Genomic DNA, 15852 nt, shown 5'->3' with positions numbered 1-15852 from the left:
TATGGACGCGGGGCGCCCGTTACGCTTGAGTCTCCATCCGAGGAACCCGCCGCATGAACAACCGTGAACGTGCCGAACACCCGGGCCTGCGCCCGATTGATGACTCTGCCCTGACCCGCGAGAGCTGGAAGATCTTCCAGATCATGGGGGAGTTCGTGGAGGGCTTCGAGCGCCTGGCGCACATCAAGCCGTCGGTGAGCATCTTCGGCTCCGCCCGCTTTCCCCCGGAGCATCGTTATTACCAACTGGGCGAGACCACCGCGCGGCAGCTCTCGGATGCCGGCTTTGCCGTCGTCAGCGGCGGCGGACCGGGCATCATGGAGGCGGCCAACAAGGGGGCCTTCGCCGGGCACTCGCCCAGCATCGGCCTGAACATCCAGCTGCCCCACGAGCAAAGTGCCAATCCCTATCAGGACATCGGGCTCGGCTTTCGCCACTTCTTTTCGCGCAAGGTGATGTTCGTGAAGTATGCATCCGCCTACGTGGTCCTGCCGGGCGGCTTTGGCACGCTGGACGAGCTGGCGGAGATCCTGACGCTGGTGCAGACCGGCAAGACCCGACGTATTCCCGTGGTCCTCGTGGGCAGCGAGTTCTGGAAGGGGCTGCTCGACTGGTTCCAGGATACCCTGGTGGAACAGGGCACCATCGACCAGGAGGACCTGCAGCTATACTCGTTGGTAGATTCGCCGGAGGACGTGGTGAGCGCGATCTTCGAGCACTACGAGACGCGCAGCTTCGAGCCGTCCGGGGAAGAAAAGAAACGACTGATGGAGCTGTGATGATGCCCCCGATCCGCCTGAGCCTGCCCCTGTCGCTGCTGGCGGCCCTGCTGCTGGTGCCCGGTTTGGCGCTGGCGCAGGAAGACCGCGAGTGGGGGGGTGCCCCGCCGCCGCCGGAACTGGACGAGGCTGCCGACCCGTCGCCTCCGGTGCTGGACGAGCGCGCCCGCGAGCAGCGCTCCCTGGAAGGAGCCGACATCATCATTATCGAGCGCGATGGCGAGACGCGGCGCGAGTACCGCATGGGGGGCGAGCTGGTCATGGTCGAGGTTACGCCCGCGGTCGGCCCGACCTACTACCTGATTGATACCACCGGCGATGGCACGCTGGATGGTCGCCGCAACGAGCTGGATCCCGACTTTGTACCCCCGTCCTGGGTGATTTTCCGATGGTAATGAATGAATCCGAAATTCAGCGCTGCGGCGAGCTTGCCGATCTGGCACTGACGGTCGGTCCCGAGGGGCCGGAACTCGACGGCCGGCCGGTGCAGTGCCTGCGCCTGCCGGCCGCCGCGGCGCCGGCCCTGGAGCAGGCCGTCGCCGAGGTCCCTGCTGGCTGTGGCCGCGTGATCGGCCGGGGTACGGATGATGCGGCCGGGCAGGTGGTCCTGGTGCTCGAGCGTGGCCAGGCCATTCAGGGCACGGTCGCGGCCGAGGGGCCTGGCAGCCTGGAGGCCCTGGGCGAGCGCGCGGCCGACTGGCAGGGCCGCCACACGGCCGGCGCCCTGCCCGCTGGAGACGGCTACCGCCGCGGCGTGCTGCAGCAGAGGATGCGTGAGCGTGCGGACACAATCACGTCTTCGCTGGATGCCGAATCGCGGACGATCCTGGATACCGAGCTGCACCATCAGGGGCTGTACCGTTTCGAGGACCTGCCGCTGGCGGGAAGCGTCTGGCAGACGGTCCGCATCTATCCGGAGGGCGCCGGCCTGGCCGATCTGGTCCTCCCGCCCGCGCCGGTGCCGGCCTTCTGGCAGGTTGCACGGCTCGCCCTGGCGGTCGCCGTGGATGACGCGGGGCGGCCGGATGCCGAGGGCTACCGGGCGTTGCTGTCCGGATATAACGGACGGCGGCCGTTGACCGCCATCGAGCGAGGGGCGGCGCCAACCCTGCTGCGCCTGGCTGCGCTGGACGACTGGCTTGCCGCACTGGAGGCCGGGGCCGATGGGCGCACCGAGCGCGAACGGCTGGCAGCCCTTCAGGCAGAAGCGGCTCGCTTGCAGGGTATCTGGGTTCGCGCCGCGGCTTGAGGGCCCAGTCGGCCCGCACTGACGTGTGGGGCGCCTGGGCCAGTCGTTCGCAAACACAACGAGGCGGGGTCGTGGATCCGTGCCTTCCAAGGAGGAAAGCCCATGTTCCGAATCGCTGTCTGGCTGGCGTTGCCCCTGGCCGCCCTTCTCGCCCCTGCGCTCCTGAGTGCCGACGTCTATCGCTGGACCGACGATCAAGGCAATGTCCACTTCGGCGACCGCCCCCCCGAGGGGAGCCGTAGCGAATCGGTCGATGTGCGTGAGCCGATGCGGGGCGTGCCGCTGGAGGGCGCGCGCGAGATCCTCGAGCGCCCCGTGCGCCCGCGCGGTCAGCCCGAAGCGGAGGGTGCCTACCAGCGGGTCGCTATCGCGCGGCCGGGGGATGGCGAGGGCGTGCGGGCGAACGATGGCAATGTGACCGCGGAGCTCGAGATTGAACCGGCGCTTGACGCCGATGCCGGTCACCGTGTGGTCTGGTTGCTGGACGGGGAGGCTGCCGGCGAGGGGGCCTCGACGAGCGCGACCTTCCAGGGCCTGAACCGCGGTGCCTATACCCTGCAGGCGCGGGTCGTGGACGAGTCGGGTCAGGAACTGGGCGCCAGCGATACCATCGAGTTCAACGTGCTGCGCATGGCCATCCCGCGCAGTCAGCAACAGCAGCAACGGCCCCAGCAGTTTCCGTCGGGCGGAGCACCGCAGGCACCGCAGGCACCGCAGGCTCCCCGGGCGCCGCAGCCGGTGACGCCTGGCCCGAATTGACGCCGGCACTCGCATAGCGCACCGAAGTGGTGCGGTTGACGCCCCAGATTGGTGCTATTATTGCACCACTCTGGGGCGTTTCGGTTTCAAGGGTGTCGGCGGCCAGGCTTCTGGTGTGACGCAGCCCTCGGCTTCAGCGTCCCGCCCGGCGATTTTCGCTTGGCGCGATTCCTGCTTGAGGCCTTTCGATGACTACGCCCGCTGCCAATCCCGGTATGACCACCCCGCCCTGGTGGGACGACCTCTCCACGGCCGTGCTGGTGACCGATGCGGAACTGCGCCTGCTCAGCCTGAACAGTGCGGCCGAGGTCCTGCTCGGGCTTAGTCGCGAACGCATCGTCGGCCACGGACTGGGGCAATGGCTCAAGCTGGACCGGAATCTGGCCAACCGCCTGCGTTCGGCGCTGACCCTGGATCAGCCGATCACGCTGCGTGCCCGTCAGATGGAGCCCCTCCGAGCCGACAGCTTCCTGGCCGACGTGATCATCACGCCACTGCACGCCGCCGGCGAGCGGCCGGGCCAGCTGCTGTTCGAACTGAACGCCATCGATCGCCACGAGCGCATCAGCCGCGAGGAACAGTTGCAGAAGCAGCAGGCGATCACCCGTGCAGTGACCCGTGGGCTGGCGCACGAGATCAAGAACCCGCTGGGCGGGCTGCGCGGCGCGGCGCAGTTGCTCGCCAGCGAGCTGGACGACTCGGGCCTCAAGGAATACACCCAGATCATCATTCGCGAGGCGGACCGCCTGCGCAGCCTGGTCGACCGCATGCTGGGGCCGAACAACATGCCGCGGCGCGAGGCCGTCAATCTGCACGAGGTCCTGGAGCACGTCCGGGGCCTGGTCAGCGTGCAACTGCCGCTGGGGCTGAAGATCCGCGGCGACTACGACCCCAGTATTCCCGACGTGCAGGCCGATCGCGACATGCTGGTGCAGGCGATCCTCAACCTGGTGCAGAACGCGGTGCATGCACTGGAAGACGGGGGGCAGATCACCCTGAGCTCGCGGATCCTGCGCCAGTACACGATCTCCGGGAAGCGCCACCGGCTGGTGGCCAAACTGAGTGTGCGCGACAACGGTCCCGGCATCCCGGAGGAGATCCGCGAACGCATCTTTTTCCCGATGGTCACCGGGCGCGCCGAGGGCACCGGGCTGGGGCTGCCGATTGCCCAGAGCCTGATCCAGCTGCATGACGGCTTGATCGAATGCCATTCGCGCCCGGGGGCGACCTCATTCGACATCCTGCTTCCTATTGATTCCCCCCAGGGCCGGGAGGAGACGCACTGATGGAACCCATCGTCTGGATCATTGACGACGACGACTCGATTCGCTGGGTGCTGGAACGCGCCCTCCAGCGTCACGCGATCGCCGTGCGCGGCTTCGAGACCGCGGACGCTGCCTGGGCGGCGCTCGAGCGCGATCCGGTCCCGGACACCATCGTCGCCGACATCCGCATGCCGGGCCTGAACGGGCTGGATTTCCTTGCTCGCATGCAGACTCGCCCGGATCCGCCGCCGGTCATCATCATGACCGCCTTCTCCGATCTGGAGAGTGCGGTGGGCGCCTACCAGACCGGGGCCTTCGAGTACCTGCCCAAGCCGTTCGACGTGGACGAGGCCGTGGCCCTGGTGCAGCGCGCGCTGGAGGCGCGCCGTGCCGGGCAGGAGAACGGCCCCGCCGGTCCCGAGATCGAGGAGACCCCGATCATCGGCGAGGCCCCGGCCATGCAGGAGATGTTCCGTGCCATCGGGCGGCTCTCGCGCAGCAATATCACCGTGCTGATCAATGGCGAGTCCGGTACCGGCAAGGAGCTGGTCGCGCGGGCCCTGCACCAGCACAGCCCGCGCGCCGACCAGCCGTTGATCGCGCTGAACACCGCGGCCATCCCCAAGGATCTCCTGGAAAGCGAACTGTTCGGTCACGAACGCGGCGCGTTCACCGGGGCCAACCAGAGTCGCAAGGGCCGCTTCGAGCAGGCCGACGGCGGCACCCTGTTCCTCGACGAGATCGGCGATATGCCGTTCGACCTGCAGACGCGTCTGTTGCGGGTGCTGTCCGATGGCACGTTCTACCGTGTGGGCGGCCATACCCCGATCCGGGTGGACGTGCGCATCATCGCCGCGACCCACCAGGACCTGGAAGAACGCGTCCGCGCGGGCTTGTTCCGCGAGGATCTGTTCCACCGCCTGAACGTGATCCGCATCCACGTGCCCTCCCTGCGCGAGCGGCCGGAGGATATCCCGTTGCTGGTGCAGCACTTCATGGCCGAGGTCGCTCAGGAACTGGGGGTAGAGGCCAAGACCATGCGCCCCGAGGTGGTCGCGGAGCTGCAGCGTTTGCCGTGGCCGGGGAACGTCCGCCAGCTGGAAAACACCTGCCGCTGGCTCACCGTGATGGCGTCGGGCCGCGAAGTGCACCTGGATGACCTGCCGGCCGAGTTGCACCAGCCGACCGAGAGCCGTGCCGAGCCCGGGAGTGCCCCGGTCCGTGTCGCTGCCGGCCCGCGGGACTGGACCGCCGAACTCGCCCAGGTCGCCCGTCAGCACTGGCAGCGCGGCGATCACGACCTGCTGGGCTCGGTCTTGCCGCAGATGGAACGCACGGTGATCCGCGAGGCCCTGAACGCGACCGGTGGTCACCGCCAGCAGGCGGCCGCCCTGCTTGGATGGGGCCGCAACACCCTCACCCGCAAGATCCAGGAACTCGGCCTCGACGACGAGTAGGTCTTTTCACCGCGAAGGCACGAAGAAGGGCAAAAGCGATTTAACCCCAGAGATCACGGAGGACACGGAGAAAACCAGGGATCGTCTTGTTACGGGTAGGATGCCGATGAGCCATGCGAAACGCATCGGCCACGCGGGGTGGCTCGGCCCCGATGCGTTTCGCATGGCTCAACGCATCCTACCCCTCTGAAAAATTGGCGCCTTTCTCCGTGTGCTTCGTGGTCAACAGGCTCTTTAGTGAACCGGCCTTTCAGGTGGTGGGATCCTGCGGAGCGGGTGGGGCGCAGGCGGAGACGGCACCGTTCAGCTGCAGGGTGCCGGTCAGGTCGCGCACGTGGGTGTAGCCGTGGCGGTCCATGTAGTCGCTGATGCCATGTAGGATCTTCGGCAGGCACAGCGCGTCGTAGAACAGGCCCGTGCCGACGCCCACGGTGCTGGCGCCGGCGATCAGGAACTCCAGCGCGTCGGTGGCGTTCATCACGCCGCCCTGGCCGATGATCGGCACGTTGTGCGGCGCGGCCACCTGGTAGACCTGCTGCACCTTCAGCAGCGCGATCGGCTTGATCGCCGGGCCGGACAGCCCGCCCTGGTTGTTGCCGATGACCGCGCGGCGGTTCTCCACGTCCACCGCCATGCCCATCAGGGTGTTGATCACCGCAAAGGCGTCGGTGCCGGCCTCGATGCAGCGCCGGGCATTCTCGGCGATGTCGGTCTGGTTGGGCGAGAGCTTGGTGATCAGCGGCTTGGAGGTGACCTTGCGGCAGGCCTCGACCACCCGGGCGGACATGTCCGGGTCATTGCCGAAGGCGACGCCGCCTTCCTTCACGTTGGGGCAGGAGATGTTGATCTCGATGGCGTCGATGGGCGAGTCGTCGAAGCGCCGGGTGACCTCGATGTACTCCTCGAGGGTGGAGCCCGACACGTTGGCGAAGAAGCGCGTCTCGTCGAAATCCAGCTGCGGCAGGGTGTGGTCCACCACGTGATCGACCCCGGGGTTCTGCAGGCCGATTGCGTTCAGCATCCCGTCCGGGGTCTCGTAGACGCGATGCGGCGCGTTGCCCAGGCGTGCGGCGCCCGTGGTGCCCTTCAGGCAGATGGCCCCGGCATCGCGGTTGGAGAAACCCGCCACGCGGGTGTATTCCTCGCCAAAGCCGACACAGCCGGACAGCAGCACCAGCGGCGTGTTCAAATGCAGGCCGCAGAATTCCAGGGCCAGCCGCGGATCGGTGCGCGAATCACTCATGCTTCACATCGTCCTCTATGAACCGGAGATCCCGCCGAACACGGGCAATATCATTCGTCTGGCGGCCAATACCGGGGCGGCGCTGCACCTGATCCACCCGCTCGGCTTCGAGCTGGACAGTGCGCGGGCGCGCCGCGCCGGGCTCGACTATCACGAGCTGGCCCGGGTGCAAGAGTATGACAGCCTCGACCAGTGGCGGGAATCGGTGCAGCCTGGCCGGGTGTTCGCCATGACCACGCGCGGGCAGGCCCGCTACGACGCCCCGACCTTCCGCGATGGCGATGCCTTGTTGTTCGGCCCGGAGACGCGCGGTCTGCCGGAGTCGGTCCTGGAGACCCTGCCGCCGGAGCATCGCCTGCGTCTCCCGATGCGCGAGGGCAGCCGCAGCCTCAACCTCTCCAATGCCGTCGCGGTGGTGGTCTACGAGGCCTGGCGCCAGCTGGGGTTTCCCGGCGGCGCATGATCCCAACCTGGCGGGATGGGCACGGCCTGCGGGATTGCACTACCCTCGGAAGAAAGCACCCGCGCCGTCCGTCTTTCGAGGGCGATCGCGTCCGTACGTCCACCACGAGAGGTTTCCGATGTTTCCAGTGCTGCGTTCTTTCTGTCTGCTGGCCGCCACGGCCCTGATCTCGGCCCCGCTGGCGGCCGATGAACCCACCGGTTCCGACAACTGGTGGTGGGACGACGACTGGTGGGAGGACGGGGTCATGTACGCCGATCTCGAAAACCACGAGGTGGCGATCGAACGCATCGAATACGAGCGCGATGGCATCGGCATTCCGGCGATGGTCGCCCGTCCGGCGGACGGTGAGGACTATCCCGCAATCCTCTGGACCCATGGCCGGCGCGGCCTGGACGATCTGGCCGAACTGCACGTGAAGCGCCTGGCCGCGCGCGGCTTCGTCGTGCTGGCGCCGGATCTGTACACCGGCCGCTTTATGGAGAGTCATCCGTTGGACCATGACTACGAGCTGGAAGGTGACCTGAACCAGGGCCTGGACGTGCTGTTGGAGCGCGAGGACATCATTGGCAATCGCGCCTGCCTGCTCTCCATCACCCGTGGCGGCTACAAGGCGCTCAAGGTCGCCGTCACCTTCGAGCGCCAGGTCGAGGATGTCGCCTGCTGGGCCGGCTACTACCCGCACCTGCAGGACCCGAACCTGGGCGAGCCGCACCAGGTGTATCGCTACGCCAACGAGGTCAACGAGCTCGAGATCCCGATGATGATCCTGATCGGGGACGAGGAGCAGTACCAGCGCCACCGCACCGCGCGCATGGCCGCCGATGGTCTCGCAAGCCGCGGGGGCGAAGTGCACTGGATCGAATACCCGGGCGTGGGCCGCGGCTTCGACTTCCGCAACGGCAACAACCGCACCTTCGCCGACGACCTCGCATCGCGCGACGCCATGATCCGCGTCACCCGCTTCGTCAATCAGCACCTGCGCGACTGACCTCGCTGCCGTCCGCGAGCTGGGCACCAACGAAAAAGGCCCCGCCGGGGCGTAATCCGGCAGGGCCTGGGGTGGTAGACACCCCGGCGGTCCTGGCCGTCGGGGTGTCCGTGCTACGGCGTTAGAAGTCGTAGCGCATGCCGATCGACAGTGCCGTGGCCGTCTGGCCGAGGGGATTGGCATCGTCGGGGTTGGCACTGCGGGCCGCACTCCAGGGGCTCAAGGCGGAGTTCGCGTCGTTGTCGACCATTGCGACGTTGCCGTAGAAACGCAGGTCACTGTCGACACGGTATTCGAGGCCAAGCGCATACATGGTGGCGTCGGCATCGTCCAGATCGGAATCCAGCTGGAAGGCGTGGCCGTTCAGGTACATGTTCGATGTCAGGCGGAACTGCCCGCCCAGGCCGTACACATCTGCTTCGTCGCCATTGGTAGTTTCCGAGGTCTGGTAGAAGGCACCCATGCGGAAGGCCGGCGTGATGCGGTAGCCAACGGCCAGGCGCCAGGCATCCGGATCCATCGCGCCGTCTTCCTGTTTTTCGTAGGCCAGGGCACCGGTCAGGTCGCCCATGTTGAGATTCAGCGAGGTGGAGTAGGCCTTGTTGGTCGCACCGTCCACGGTGGAGGCATCGCCGGTCTCGTTGGAGTACTGGATGTTCCAGGTCAGGCCGCCGAAGCTGGGGGTCTGGTAGTGGATGCTGTTGTTGAAGCGCTCGTCGAAACGTCCGGTCTGGGCGCGTGAGCGAGTCAGGTTGCGCATATCGCCGACCTGATCGCCGAAGAAGTTGGCCGGGCCACGGGCGCGCTTGAACGGGGTGTCGAACTTGCCGATCCGCAGCATGCCCCACTCGGAACCCTTCAGGCCCACAAAGGTGTCGCGGGTCGCGAAGTTTGTGCCGTTGGTGTCGAAATCGATCTGCTGCTCGATCTGGAACATGCCGACCAGCTGTTCGCGGAATTCGCGCTCGCCCTTGAAGCCCAGGCGGCTGGAATTGCTCGAGACGTTGAATTCGTTGTATTCGGCGCCGTCATCCAGGATGTCGGCGGACAGGTGGGCGCGGCCGTACAGCGTCCAGTCGGCGGTGGCCAGGGCCGGGACGACCAGGCCGGCGGCGATCAGGCTGGTCAGCAGGTGCTTGCGGTTCATGGATTTCTCCCCTATTTGCGTTTGAACGTTGGCGAGACGCGAGTGCCTCTCGACAGGGTGCAAGCATGGGGAGGCCGGGTGACGCCCCGGTTAAGCTGCGATGAAGATCGCGTTAAAAGGCAACACTGTTGTGTAGACGCAACGGCTATCCGGGGGAACCGGTCGAAGCGTGCCCGGTCTGCTCAGGCAAGGGCGACACGATCTGCCCGAATGTCGAACACACATCAGGGGAAGAAGATCATGACGACATCCGTAAAGGCGCTGGCCACGGTCGTGGCGTTCACACTGGCGGGTATGGCGAACGCCCAGGCCACCCCGGTGGGTGTGGCGCAGGGGCTGGATGCGGACGAGCGGGTCCTGGTGCATGCCAAGGGCATGGCCGCCGAGGATGCGTTCATGGTGTTGGGGGCGCTGACCGTCAAGGGCCGCCTGATGCGCGACAGCGAGCTGGGCCATGAGGGCTACCGGCCGGATCTGTCGGAGGATCCCATGCAGTCCGTCGGCCAGACCTGGCTGGAGCTGCTGGATACCGTGCACGGTCGGCTGGTCGACGACGGTCGCATCCGGGCGCATGCAGGGGGTGATGACGAGGCGGCCCCGGCGGTCTATGCCGATGCGGCCTACCTCTATCACATGCATCACAGCGCCGGGCGTTTCGAGCATCTCGGTCTGTACGACGAGCTGACGCATACGCCCTCGCCATTGATCTCGATCCTCACCAGCCATGTCGTCAACGAGCGCCACGCCGACGGGGTCATGCATGCGGCGAATGGTTCCGAAGCCGACGGCTTCGCCTACGGGCTGGACGCGCTGCATGCCGCGACGTACGCCTGGGTGCGCCAGGACAAACCGGGTGGCGCAGAGGATATGGGTAAGATGGAGCGTGCCGCGCTGGAGGGCTGGCTGGGCCACTCGCGCGAGGATCTGGTGGAGGTCGCCCGGGCCATGGCCGAGGCTGCGGAGGCGGCATGGGACGCGGAGGCCGGCATCTATCAACTTGACCAGGGCGCGGAGTGGTCGCTGGACCAGATCGGAGCGATGTTGCGCGGCCACAAGGCGCTCTACGAGATGCTGTACCTGTACGGTGACTCGGCGGATGCCGAACGCGCCGCGACCCTGGCGGATCGCGCCGCAGCCATTGCCGGTGCGGTAATGGCGGGCCATGGCCCGATGCGCGACTGGGGCCTTCCGGCCCGGCTGAAATTCGAGGACGGCAATGCCCGAGCAGCCGCCGATTACGTGGATACCGCGGCGCAGTGGCGTTTTGTACATCAGCTGACTGGCGGCTTCTCGCTACTGCGCGAGCGTGAGGGCACCGCGGGCCTGATCGGCGAGCGCACCCCGGAGCTGGAAGGCCAGGTGGGGCGTGCGATCGACCGGTTATTGTTGGGTGCGCTGGACTACCAGCTGGAGGACGGGACGATCCCCGCGGCCCTCAGTTACGCCGATGGGCGCGTCATCGACCCCCGGGTGACCACGCGGTCGGTCGCGGCCTTCGTGCAGGCCGTTGGCAATGGCTACCGCATCGGGGAAGCGTTCGATCGGCCCGGCGCCTGGGAAGAGGGTTCTCCTCTGGCGGAGCGCAGCCGCGCGTTGTATGACGCCTTCCTCGGCCATGGCGAGCTCCTGACCGAACGGCTGATTCTCCGGGAGTAACGGCAGCGTGCCGAAGCGGTTGCTCAGTGCGAGTGGCCGGGATGCCCGTGGCGCATTCAGCGGGGCCGTCCTGATGCTTCCCCTGGCAGGCTTGGGGCTCGCCCCGGCATGGGCGGAGGATGAGGCGCCGCCGGTGCTCGATCCGGTCGAGATCACGGTGACGGCGCCGCGCCTGGCGACCCCGCTGGCGGATCTGCCGGCGGCGGTCAGCCGGGTCGACGACCGCCAGGCCACCGAGGGGCGCCAGGGTCTGCAGCTGGACGAGGCGCTCAACCGTGTGCCGGGGCTGTTCGCGCAGAACCGCTACAACTTTGCCCAGGATGCGCGAATCTCGATCCGCGGTTTCGGTTCGCGCGCCCCGTTCGGGGTGCGTGGACTGCGCATCCTCCAGGACGGGATCCCCGAGACCACGCCGGACGGGCAGTCGCAGGTGGATGCGATCGACCTGCTGAATCTGCGCGACATCGAGGTTCTGCGCGGGCCCAGCGCGGCGTTGTACGGCAACGCCTCTGGCGGCGTGATCGCTGCGCGCACCCGCGACGGGCGGGATCCGCGCGGCTTCGGTGGCGGCGTGCTGATGGGCAGCTACGGTTATCGTCGCGCCGAAGCGGTGGCGGAGCAGAACCATGGGACCCACCGCTATTCCCTGACCGCACATGATTTCGCCATCGACGGCTACCGCGAACAGTCCACCGCCGAGAAGCGCTATCTGCGCCTGCACACCGCCTCGGAACTGGAAGCCGGCACCCTCAACGTTCACCTGCGCTACCTCGATGCGCCGCGCACCGATGACCCCGGCGGCCTGACCCGCGAGGAGATGCGCGAGGATCGGCGTGCCGCGGCCCCGCTGGCCACGGCGCTGGACAGTACCCAGTCCGCCGAGCAGCTGACCACCGGCCTGCAATGGGAGCAGCCGCTGGCCGGGGGCGAGCTGCGCCTGGGCGGATTCTGGACCCAGCGCGATTATGCGCAGCAGTTGCCCTTCCCCGGTGATTCCCGCGTCGCCTACGAGCGCGATTTCTTTGGAGTCAATGCCCAGTACGAGCGCGACGTTGGGGCGACCCGTGTGCTAACCGGCATCGACCTGGAAGAACAGCGCGATGACCGCACTCGCCGTTGTTCTGTCGGGCTGGTTTTCGATCCAGACGAAGGCGAGTGTGCCGACCGGGCTCCGGAATCGTTCGACCGTCTGGCGCTTGACCAGCGTGAGCGGGCCCGCTCGCGCGGTGTGTTCGTGCAGACCGATACCGCACTCGGGTCGGACTGGAACCTGGTGGCCGGCGCCCGTCACGATCGTATTCGCATGTCCATCGACGATCACTTCGTCGAGCGGTTCGACGACGGTGATGACGTCACGGACCGATCGGGCCGGCGGACCTTTGACGAGACCAGCGGCATGGCCGGGCTGATCTGGCACTTTCGGCCGGAGTATCGCGCCTACGTGAATGTGGCGACCAACTTCGAGACCCCGACCTTCACCGAGTTTGCCAATCCGGAGGGCGGAGGCGGCTTTAATCCCGAGGTCGACCCACAACGGGCGCGCAGTATCGAGGTCGGTATCCGGCGCGAGAATCCGCAGCTCTCCTGGGAGGCCTCGGTCTATGCCACGCGGGTTCGAGACGAGATCGTCGTGGACGACGAGGGAGATTTCCGCGATTTCTATGAGAATGCGGGACGTACGGCGCGTGAAGGGGTGGAGCTTGGTGTCGAGTGGCGGGCGTCGGAGGCCTGGACCTTGAGCAGTGCGCTGAGTCTGAACCGCTTTCAGTTTCGGGAGTATGCGGATGCCGGGGGCCAGCACTTCGACGGCAACCGGATGCCGGGGCTGCCGCGCGAGCAGTTGTTCGTCGAGGCCGACTGGCGCGACGGCCCCTGGTTCGTGACCGTGGACGCGCTGCATGTGGGGTCGCGTTACGCGGATAACGCGAACACGGAGAAGGTGGGGCCGCAGACGACGCTGAACCTGCGCGCCGGCCGGTTCTGGCAGCAGGGCGATACCCGCGCCGAGGCCTTCGTCGCCGCCAACAACCTGCTGGATGCGGACAATGTCGACAACATCCGGATCAATGCGGCGGGCGGCCGCTACTACGAGCCAGCGCCGGGCCTGACCTTGATGGCGGGGGTGCGGATGTATTTCGGACAGTGAGAGGGGTGGGGTCGGTGCGGTTCGCTGCGCTCACGGCACCCTGCGATCGGCGGGTCCGGAAGCATGACCGCAGGATGCGCTGAGCGCAGCGAACCGCATCCACACGCGTGTCCGACTAATCACGACGCCACGGCTCGTCCGACGACTTCCCGGGCTCGATCTCGTCCAACCGCCCCTGCTCGATCTTGCGCAGGGTCTCCGGGTCGGTCTCGTCGTCGTCCTCCCAGGAGGATCGGCGCGCCGGGGGTAACGGGTCACGCCGGTACAGGAGCCCGCCACAGACCGCGCCCACCACCGCGCCGAACAGGTGTGCCTCGAACGACACCTTGGGACCGCTGGGGAACACGCCCCACAGCATGCTGCCGTAAAGGAACAGGATGATGATGGCGAGCGCGATGGACAGCGCATCGCGGCGGCGTATCCCGATCACGACCGCGAAGAACATCAGACCGTGGGTAAGGCCGGACGCCCCGATGTGCAGCCCCTCGCGGGCAAACAGCCACACGCCCAGCCCGCCCATCAGCCAGATCAGCGGCACCGCCGTGCGCGTGGCCTGGGGAAAGCCGTAGAGGGTCAGCATGCCCAGCACCCAGAGGGTCGGGACATTGGCCAGCAGGTGGCCCCAGGAGCCGTGGATCAGCGGCGAGGTGATGATGCCCAGCACCCCGACCGCGTCGCGCGGGAGGATGCCCAGGCGTGACCAGTCACCGCCGGTCAGCTCCTGCAGCGCGTGGATCGCGATCAGGATGCCGGCCCCGAGCATGGGCCACATCAGGGCGCGCCGAATGCGCTCGCGTTCGGCCCTGGGATCGGTCGGGGGTGCCGGCCGGCGCAGATTCATCATGCGCCTAGCCTGCCACGCTCGGGCACGAGGTCCAATCTCTCTGGCTCCCGGGCGCCGCCCCTGGCACCGTCATTGCGAGGCCCCGCAGGGGCCGTGGCAACCTCCCAAAGCTGGCACCGAGTCGGGAGCCGGTGGTTCCGGATGGCGGTTACTCGCTCCGCACGCCCTTCGGGCCGGCCTGCGGCCGTTCAACCCAGCTCCGCTGCTTTTGTGCCGCGTCGCCTTCGGCTCCTCGCAATGACGGTGCCGAAGGCGGACGGCGGGATTAGTGCCCGCCCGGCCCCAGGTCGGCGCCCTTGTCGTGCAGGGCGAGCTTGTCGTGGAGTTCGCCGCTCTCGCCGCGCGGGGCCTTCACGTCGACCTCCATGCCGTTACGGCGGAACTTGCCGACCACCTTGTCGATCGCGGCCACGGCCGAGCTGTCCCACAGCGAGGCGCGGGTCAGGTCGATCTCGACGTTATGGATGCCTTCGCGGTAGTCGAAGCTGTCGATGAACTTGTCCACGGCGACGAAGAAGAGCTGGCCGCGAACGGTGTAGATACGGGTCTTGCCGTCCTCCGACAGGTCACTCTTCACTTCCACCGCCTTGACCATCTTGCGCGCGAAGAAGATCGCGGCGAGCAGCACGCCGGCGAACACGCCCATCGACAGGTCGTGGGTGATTACGGTGACGGCCACGGTCACGATCAGCACCACGGCGTCGGTGCGCGGCAGCTTGTGCAGCGTGGTCAGCGAGCCCCAGTCGAAGGTGGCGATGGAGACCATGATCATCACCGCGACCAGCGCGGCCATCGGGATGATCGACACCAGATCGCCGAGCACCAGGATGAAGAACAGCAGGAACAGCCCGGCTGCGAGGGTGGACAGCCGACCGAGACCGCCGGATTTGATGTTGATCACCGACTGGCCAATCATCGCGCAGCCGGCCATGCCGCCGAAGAAGCCGGTGACGATGTTGGCGATGCCCTGGCCCTGGGCCTCGCGGTTCTTGCCCGACGGGGTGTCGGTCAGGTCATCGAGGATGGAGGCGGTCAGCAACGACTCCAGCAGGCCGACGATCGCCAGCGCAAACGCGGTCGGGAAGATGATTTGCAGGGTCTCCAGGTTCCACGGGATGTCCGGGAACAGGAACACCGGCAGGCCGGAGGGCAGGTCGCCCATGTCGCCGACTTCCAGCGTGGGCATGCCCATGTAGTAGACGACGGCGGTTAGCGCGATGATCGCGACCAGCGGTGGCGGCAGGAGCTTCGGGTAGCCCGGGATCATCGGCAGGCCGTAGAGGATGATCAGGCCGGCCGCGACCAGCGCCCACATGGTGGTGTCGCCATCGACCAGGTAGGGCACCTGGGAGAGAAAGATCAGGATCGCCAGCGCGTTGACGAAGCCGACCAGCACGGTGCGCGGTATGAACATCATGTAGCGCGCGAGCTTGGCCCACGAGAACAGGAGCTGGATGAGCCCGGTCAGGATGGTGGCCGCCAGCAGATACTGCAGCCCGTGCTCGGCCACCAGCGTGACCGTGAGCAGGGCCATCGCCCCGGTTGCCGCCGAGATCATTCCGGGCCGCCCGCCGGCGAAGGCGATCACCACCGCCATGGTGAACGAGGCGTACAGGCCCACGCTCGGGTCCACGCCGGCGATGATGGAGAAGGCAATGGCCTCGGGGATCAGAGCCAGCGCGACCACGATCCCGGCGATCAGGTCGCCGCGGACATTGAAGAACCAGACCTTGCGCTGGCGGGACAGGAAGTCTTGTATGGTCTGCTGCACGTTGCGTTCCCCAATACCGGTGCGCGCCGAAGCCGACCAGGGTCGGGATCAACGGGTGAACGAACAGGTACCAGAGACTTTG

General features: G+C 67.2%; 14 protein-coding genes. 10 read left to right on the top strand and 4 right to left on the bottom strand.

Annotation, left to right across the window (positions count from 1 at the left end; all coding sequences use genetic code 11):
- Positions 1-53 precede the first annotated feature (53 nt).
- From D573_RS0101700 to ntrC, 6 genes are all read left to right on the top strand, one after another.
- Positions 54-779 (top strand): TIGR00730 family Rossman fold protein, encoded by a 726-nt coding sequence (locus D573_RS0101700; protein WP_018937441.1) that lies wholly within the window; start codon positions 54-56, stop codon positions 777-779.
- Positions 779-1174 carry a DUF2782 domain-containing protein gene (locus tag D573_RS0101695; RefSeq protein ID WP_018937440.1) on the top strand — a complete coding sequence of 132 codons (396 nt, stop codon included), beginning with the start codon at positions 779-781 and terminating at the stop codon, positions 1172-1174. Before D573_RS0101700 ends, D573_RS0101695 begins: the two co-directional genes overlap by 1 nt.
- Positions 1174-2028, top strand: a complete 855-nt coding sequence (locus D573_RS0101690) for a hypothetical protein (RefSeq protein ID WP_018937439.1) — start codon at positions 1174-1176, stop codon at positions 2026-2028. The genes D573_RS0101695 and D573_RS0101690 overlap by 1 nt, the downstream gene beginning before the upstream one ends.
- 102 nt (positions 2029-2130) lie before the next feature.
- On the top strand, positions 2131-2787 hold the full coding sequence (locus D573_RS0101685) for a DUF4124 domain-containing protein (RefSeq protein ID WP_018937438.1): 657 nt from the start codon (positions 2131-2133) through the stop codon (positions 2785-2787).
- A 188-nt stretch (positions 2788-2975) separates the two neighbouring features.
- Complete coding sequence (gene glnL / locus D573_RS0101680; protein ID WP_018937437.1) at positions 2976-4073, top strand: nitrogen regulation protein NR(II); 1098 nt, start codon at positions 2976-2978, stop codon at positions 4071-4073.
- Complete coding sequence (gene ntrC, locus D573_RS0101675) at positions 4073-5509, top strand: nitrogen regulation protein NR(I) (RefSeq protein WP_018145059.1); 1437 nt, start codon at positions 4073-4075, stop codon at positions 5507-5509. The genes glnL and ntrC overlap by 1 nt, the downstream gene beginning before the upstream one ends.
- A gap of 250 nt (positions 5510-5759) precedes the next feature.
- Here ntrC and D573_RS0101670 read toward each other — a convergent pair whose 3' ends face one another.
- The gene (locus D573_RS0101670) at positions 5760-6752 is read right to left on the bottom strand and encodes a dihydroorotate dehydrogenase (RefSeq protein ID WP_018937436.1); all 993 of its coding nucleotides are present in this window, start codon (positions 6750-6752) and stop codon (positions 5760-5762) included.
- Here D573_RS0101670 and D573_RS0101665 point away from each other — a divergent pair.
- Together D573_RS0101665 and D573_RS0101660 are read left to right on the top strand one after the other, a co-directional pair.
- Positions 6751-7215 carry a tRNA (cytidine(34)-2'-O)-methyltransferase gene (locus tag D573_RS0101665; RefSeq protein ID WP_018937435.1) on the top strand — a complete coding sequence of 155 codons (465 nt, stop codon included), beginning with the start codon at positions 6751-6753 and terminating at the stop codon, positions 7213-7215. The two genes, D573_RS0101670 and D573_RS0101665, sit on opposite strands and share 2 nt — an antisense overlap.
- Before the next feature lie 118 nt (positions 7216-7333).
- A complete protein-coding gene (locus D573_RS0101660; protein WP_018937434.1) occupies positions 7334-8206 on the top strand; it encodes a dienelactone hydrolase family protein in 873 nt (290 codons plus the stop codon).
- A gap of 121 nt (positions 8207-8327) precedes the next feature.
- Here D573_RS0101660 and D573_RS0101655 read toward each other — a convergent pair whose 3' ends face one another.
- Complete coding sequence (locus D573_RS0101655) at positions 8328-9353, bottom strand: porin (protein WP_018937433.1); 1026 nt, start codon at positions 9351-9353, stop codon at positions 8328-8330.
- Positions 9354-9563: 210 nt separating this feature from the next.
- Between D573_RS0101655 and D573_RS0101650 the strand changes: the two genes are divergently transcribed.
- A complete protein-coding gene (locus D573_RS0101650; RefSeq protein WP_018937432.1) occupies positions 9564-11009 on the top strand; it encodes a hypothetical protein in 1446 nt (481 codons plus the stop codon).
- 73 nt (positions 11010-11082) lie between these two features.
- A complete protein-coding gene (locus D573_RS0101645) occupies positions 11083-13155 on the top strand; it encodes a TonB-dependent receptor domain-containing protein (RefSeq protein ID WP_018937431.1) in 2073 nt (690 codons plus the stop codon).
- Positions 13156-13270: 115 nt separating this feature from the next.
- On the opposite strand, the gene D573_RS0101640 is transcribed toward D573_RS0101645, so the two are convergent.
- Positions 13271-13999 (bottom strand): rhomboid family intramembrane serine protease, encoded by a 729-nt coding sequence (locus D573_RS0101640; protein WP_018168890.1) that lies wholly within the window; start codon positions 13997-13999, stop codon positions 13271-13273.
- Between the two features lie 265 nt (positions 14000-14264).
- A complete protein-coding gene (locus D573_RS0101635) occupies positions 14265-15770 on the bottom strand; it encodes a SulP family inorganic anion transporter (RefSeq protein ID WP_018937430.1) in 1506 nt (501 codons plus the stop codon).
- Between the last annotated feature and the right edge of the window lie 82 nt (positions 15771-15852).

It is taken from the genome of Thioalkalivibrio sp. AKL9 (genome assembly GCF_000377825.1).
In the GTDB taxonomy this organism is placed as follows: Bacteria; Pseudomonadota; Gammaproteobacteria; order Ectothiorhodospirales; family Ectothiorhodospiraceae; genus Thioalkalivibrio; species Thioalkalivibrio versutus.
Note: the sequence above shows the minus strand (reverse complement) of the source record. Positions and strands in the feature narration are given on the sequence as shown.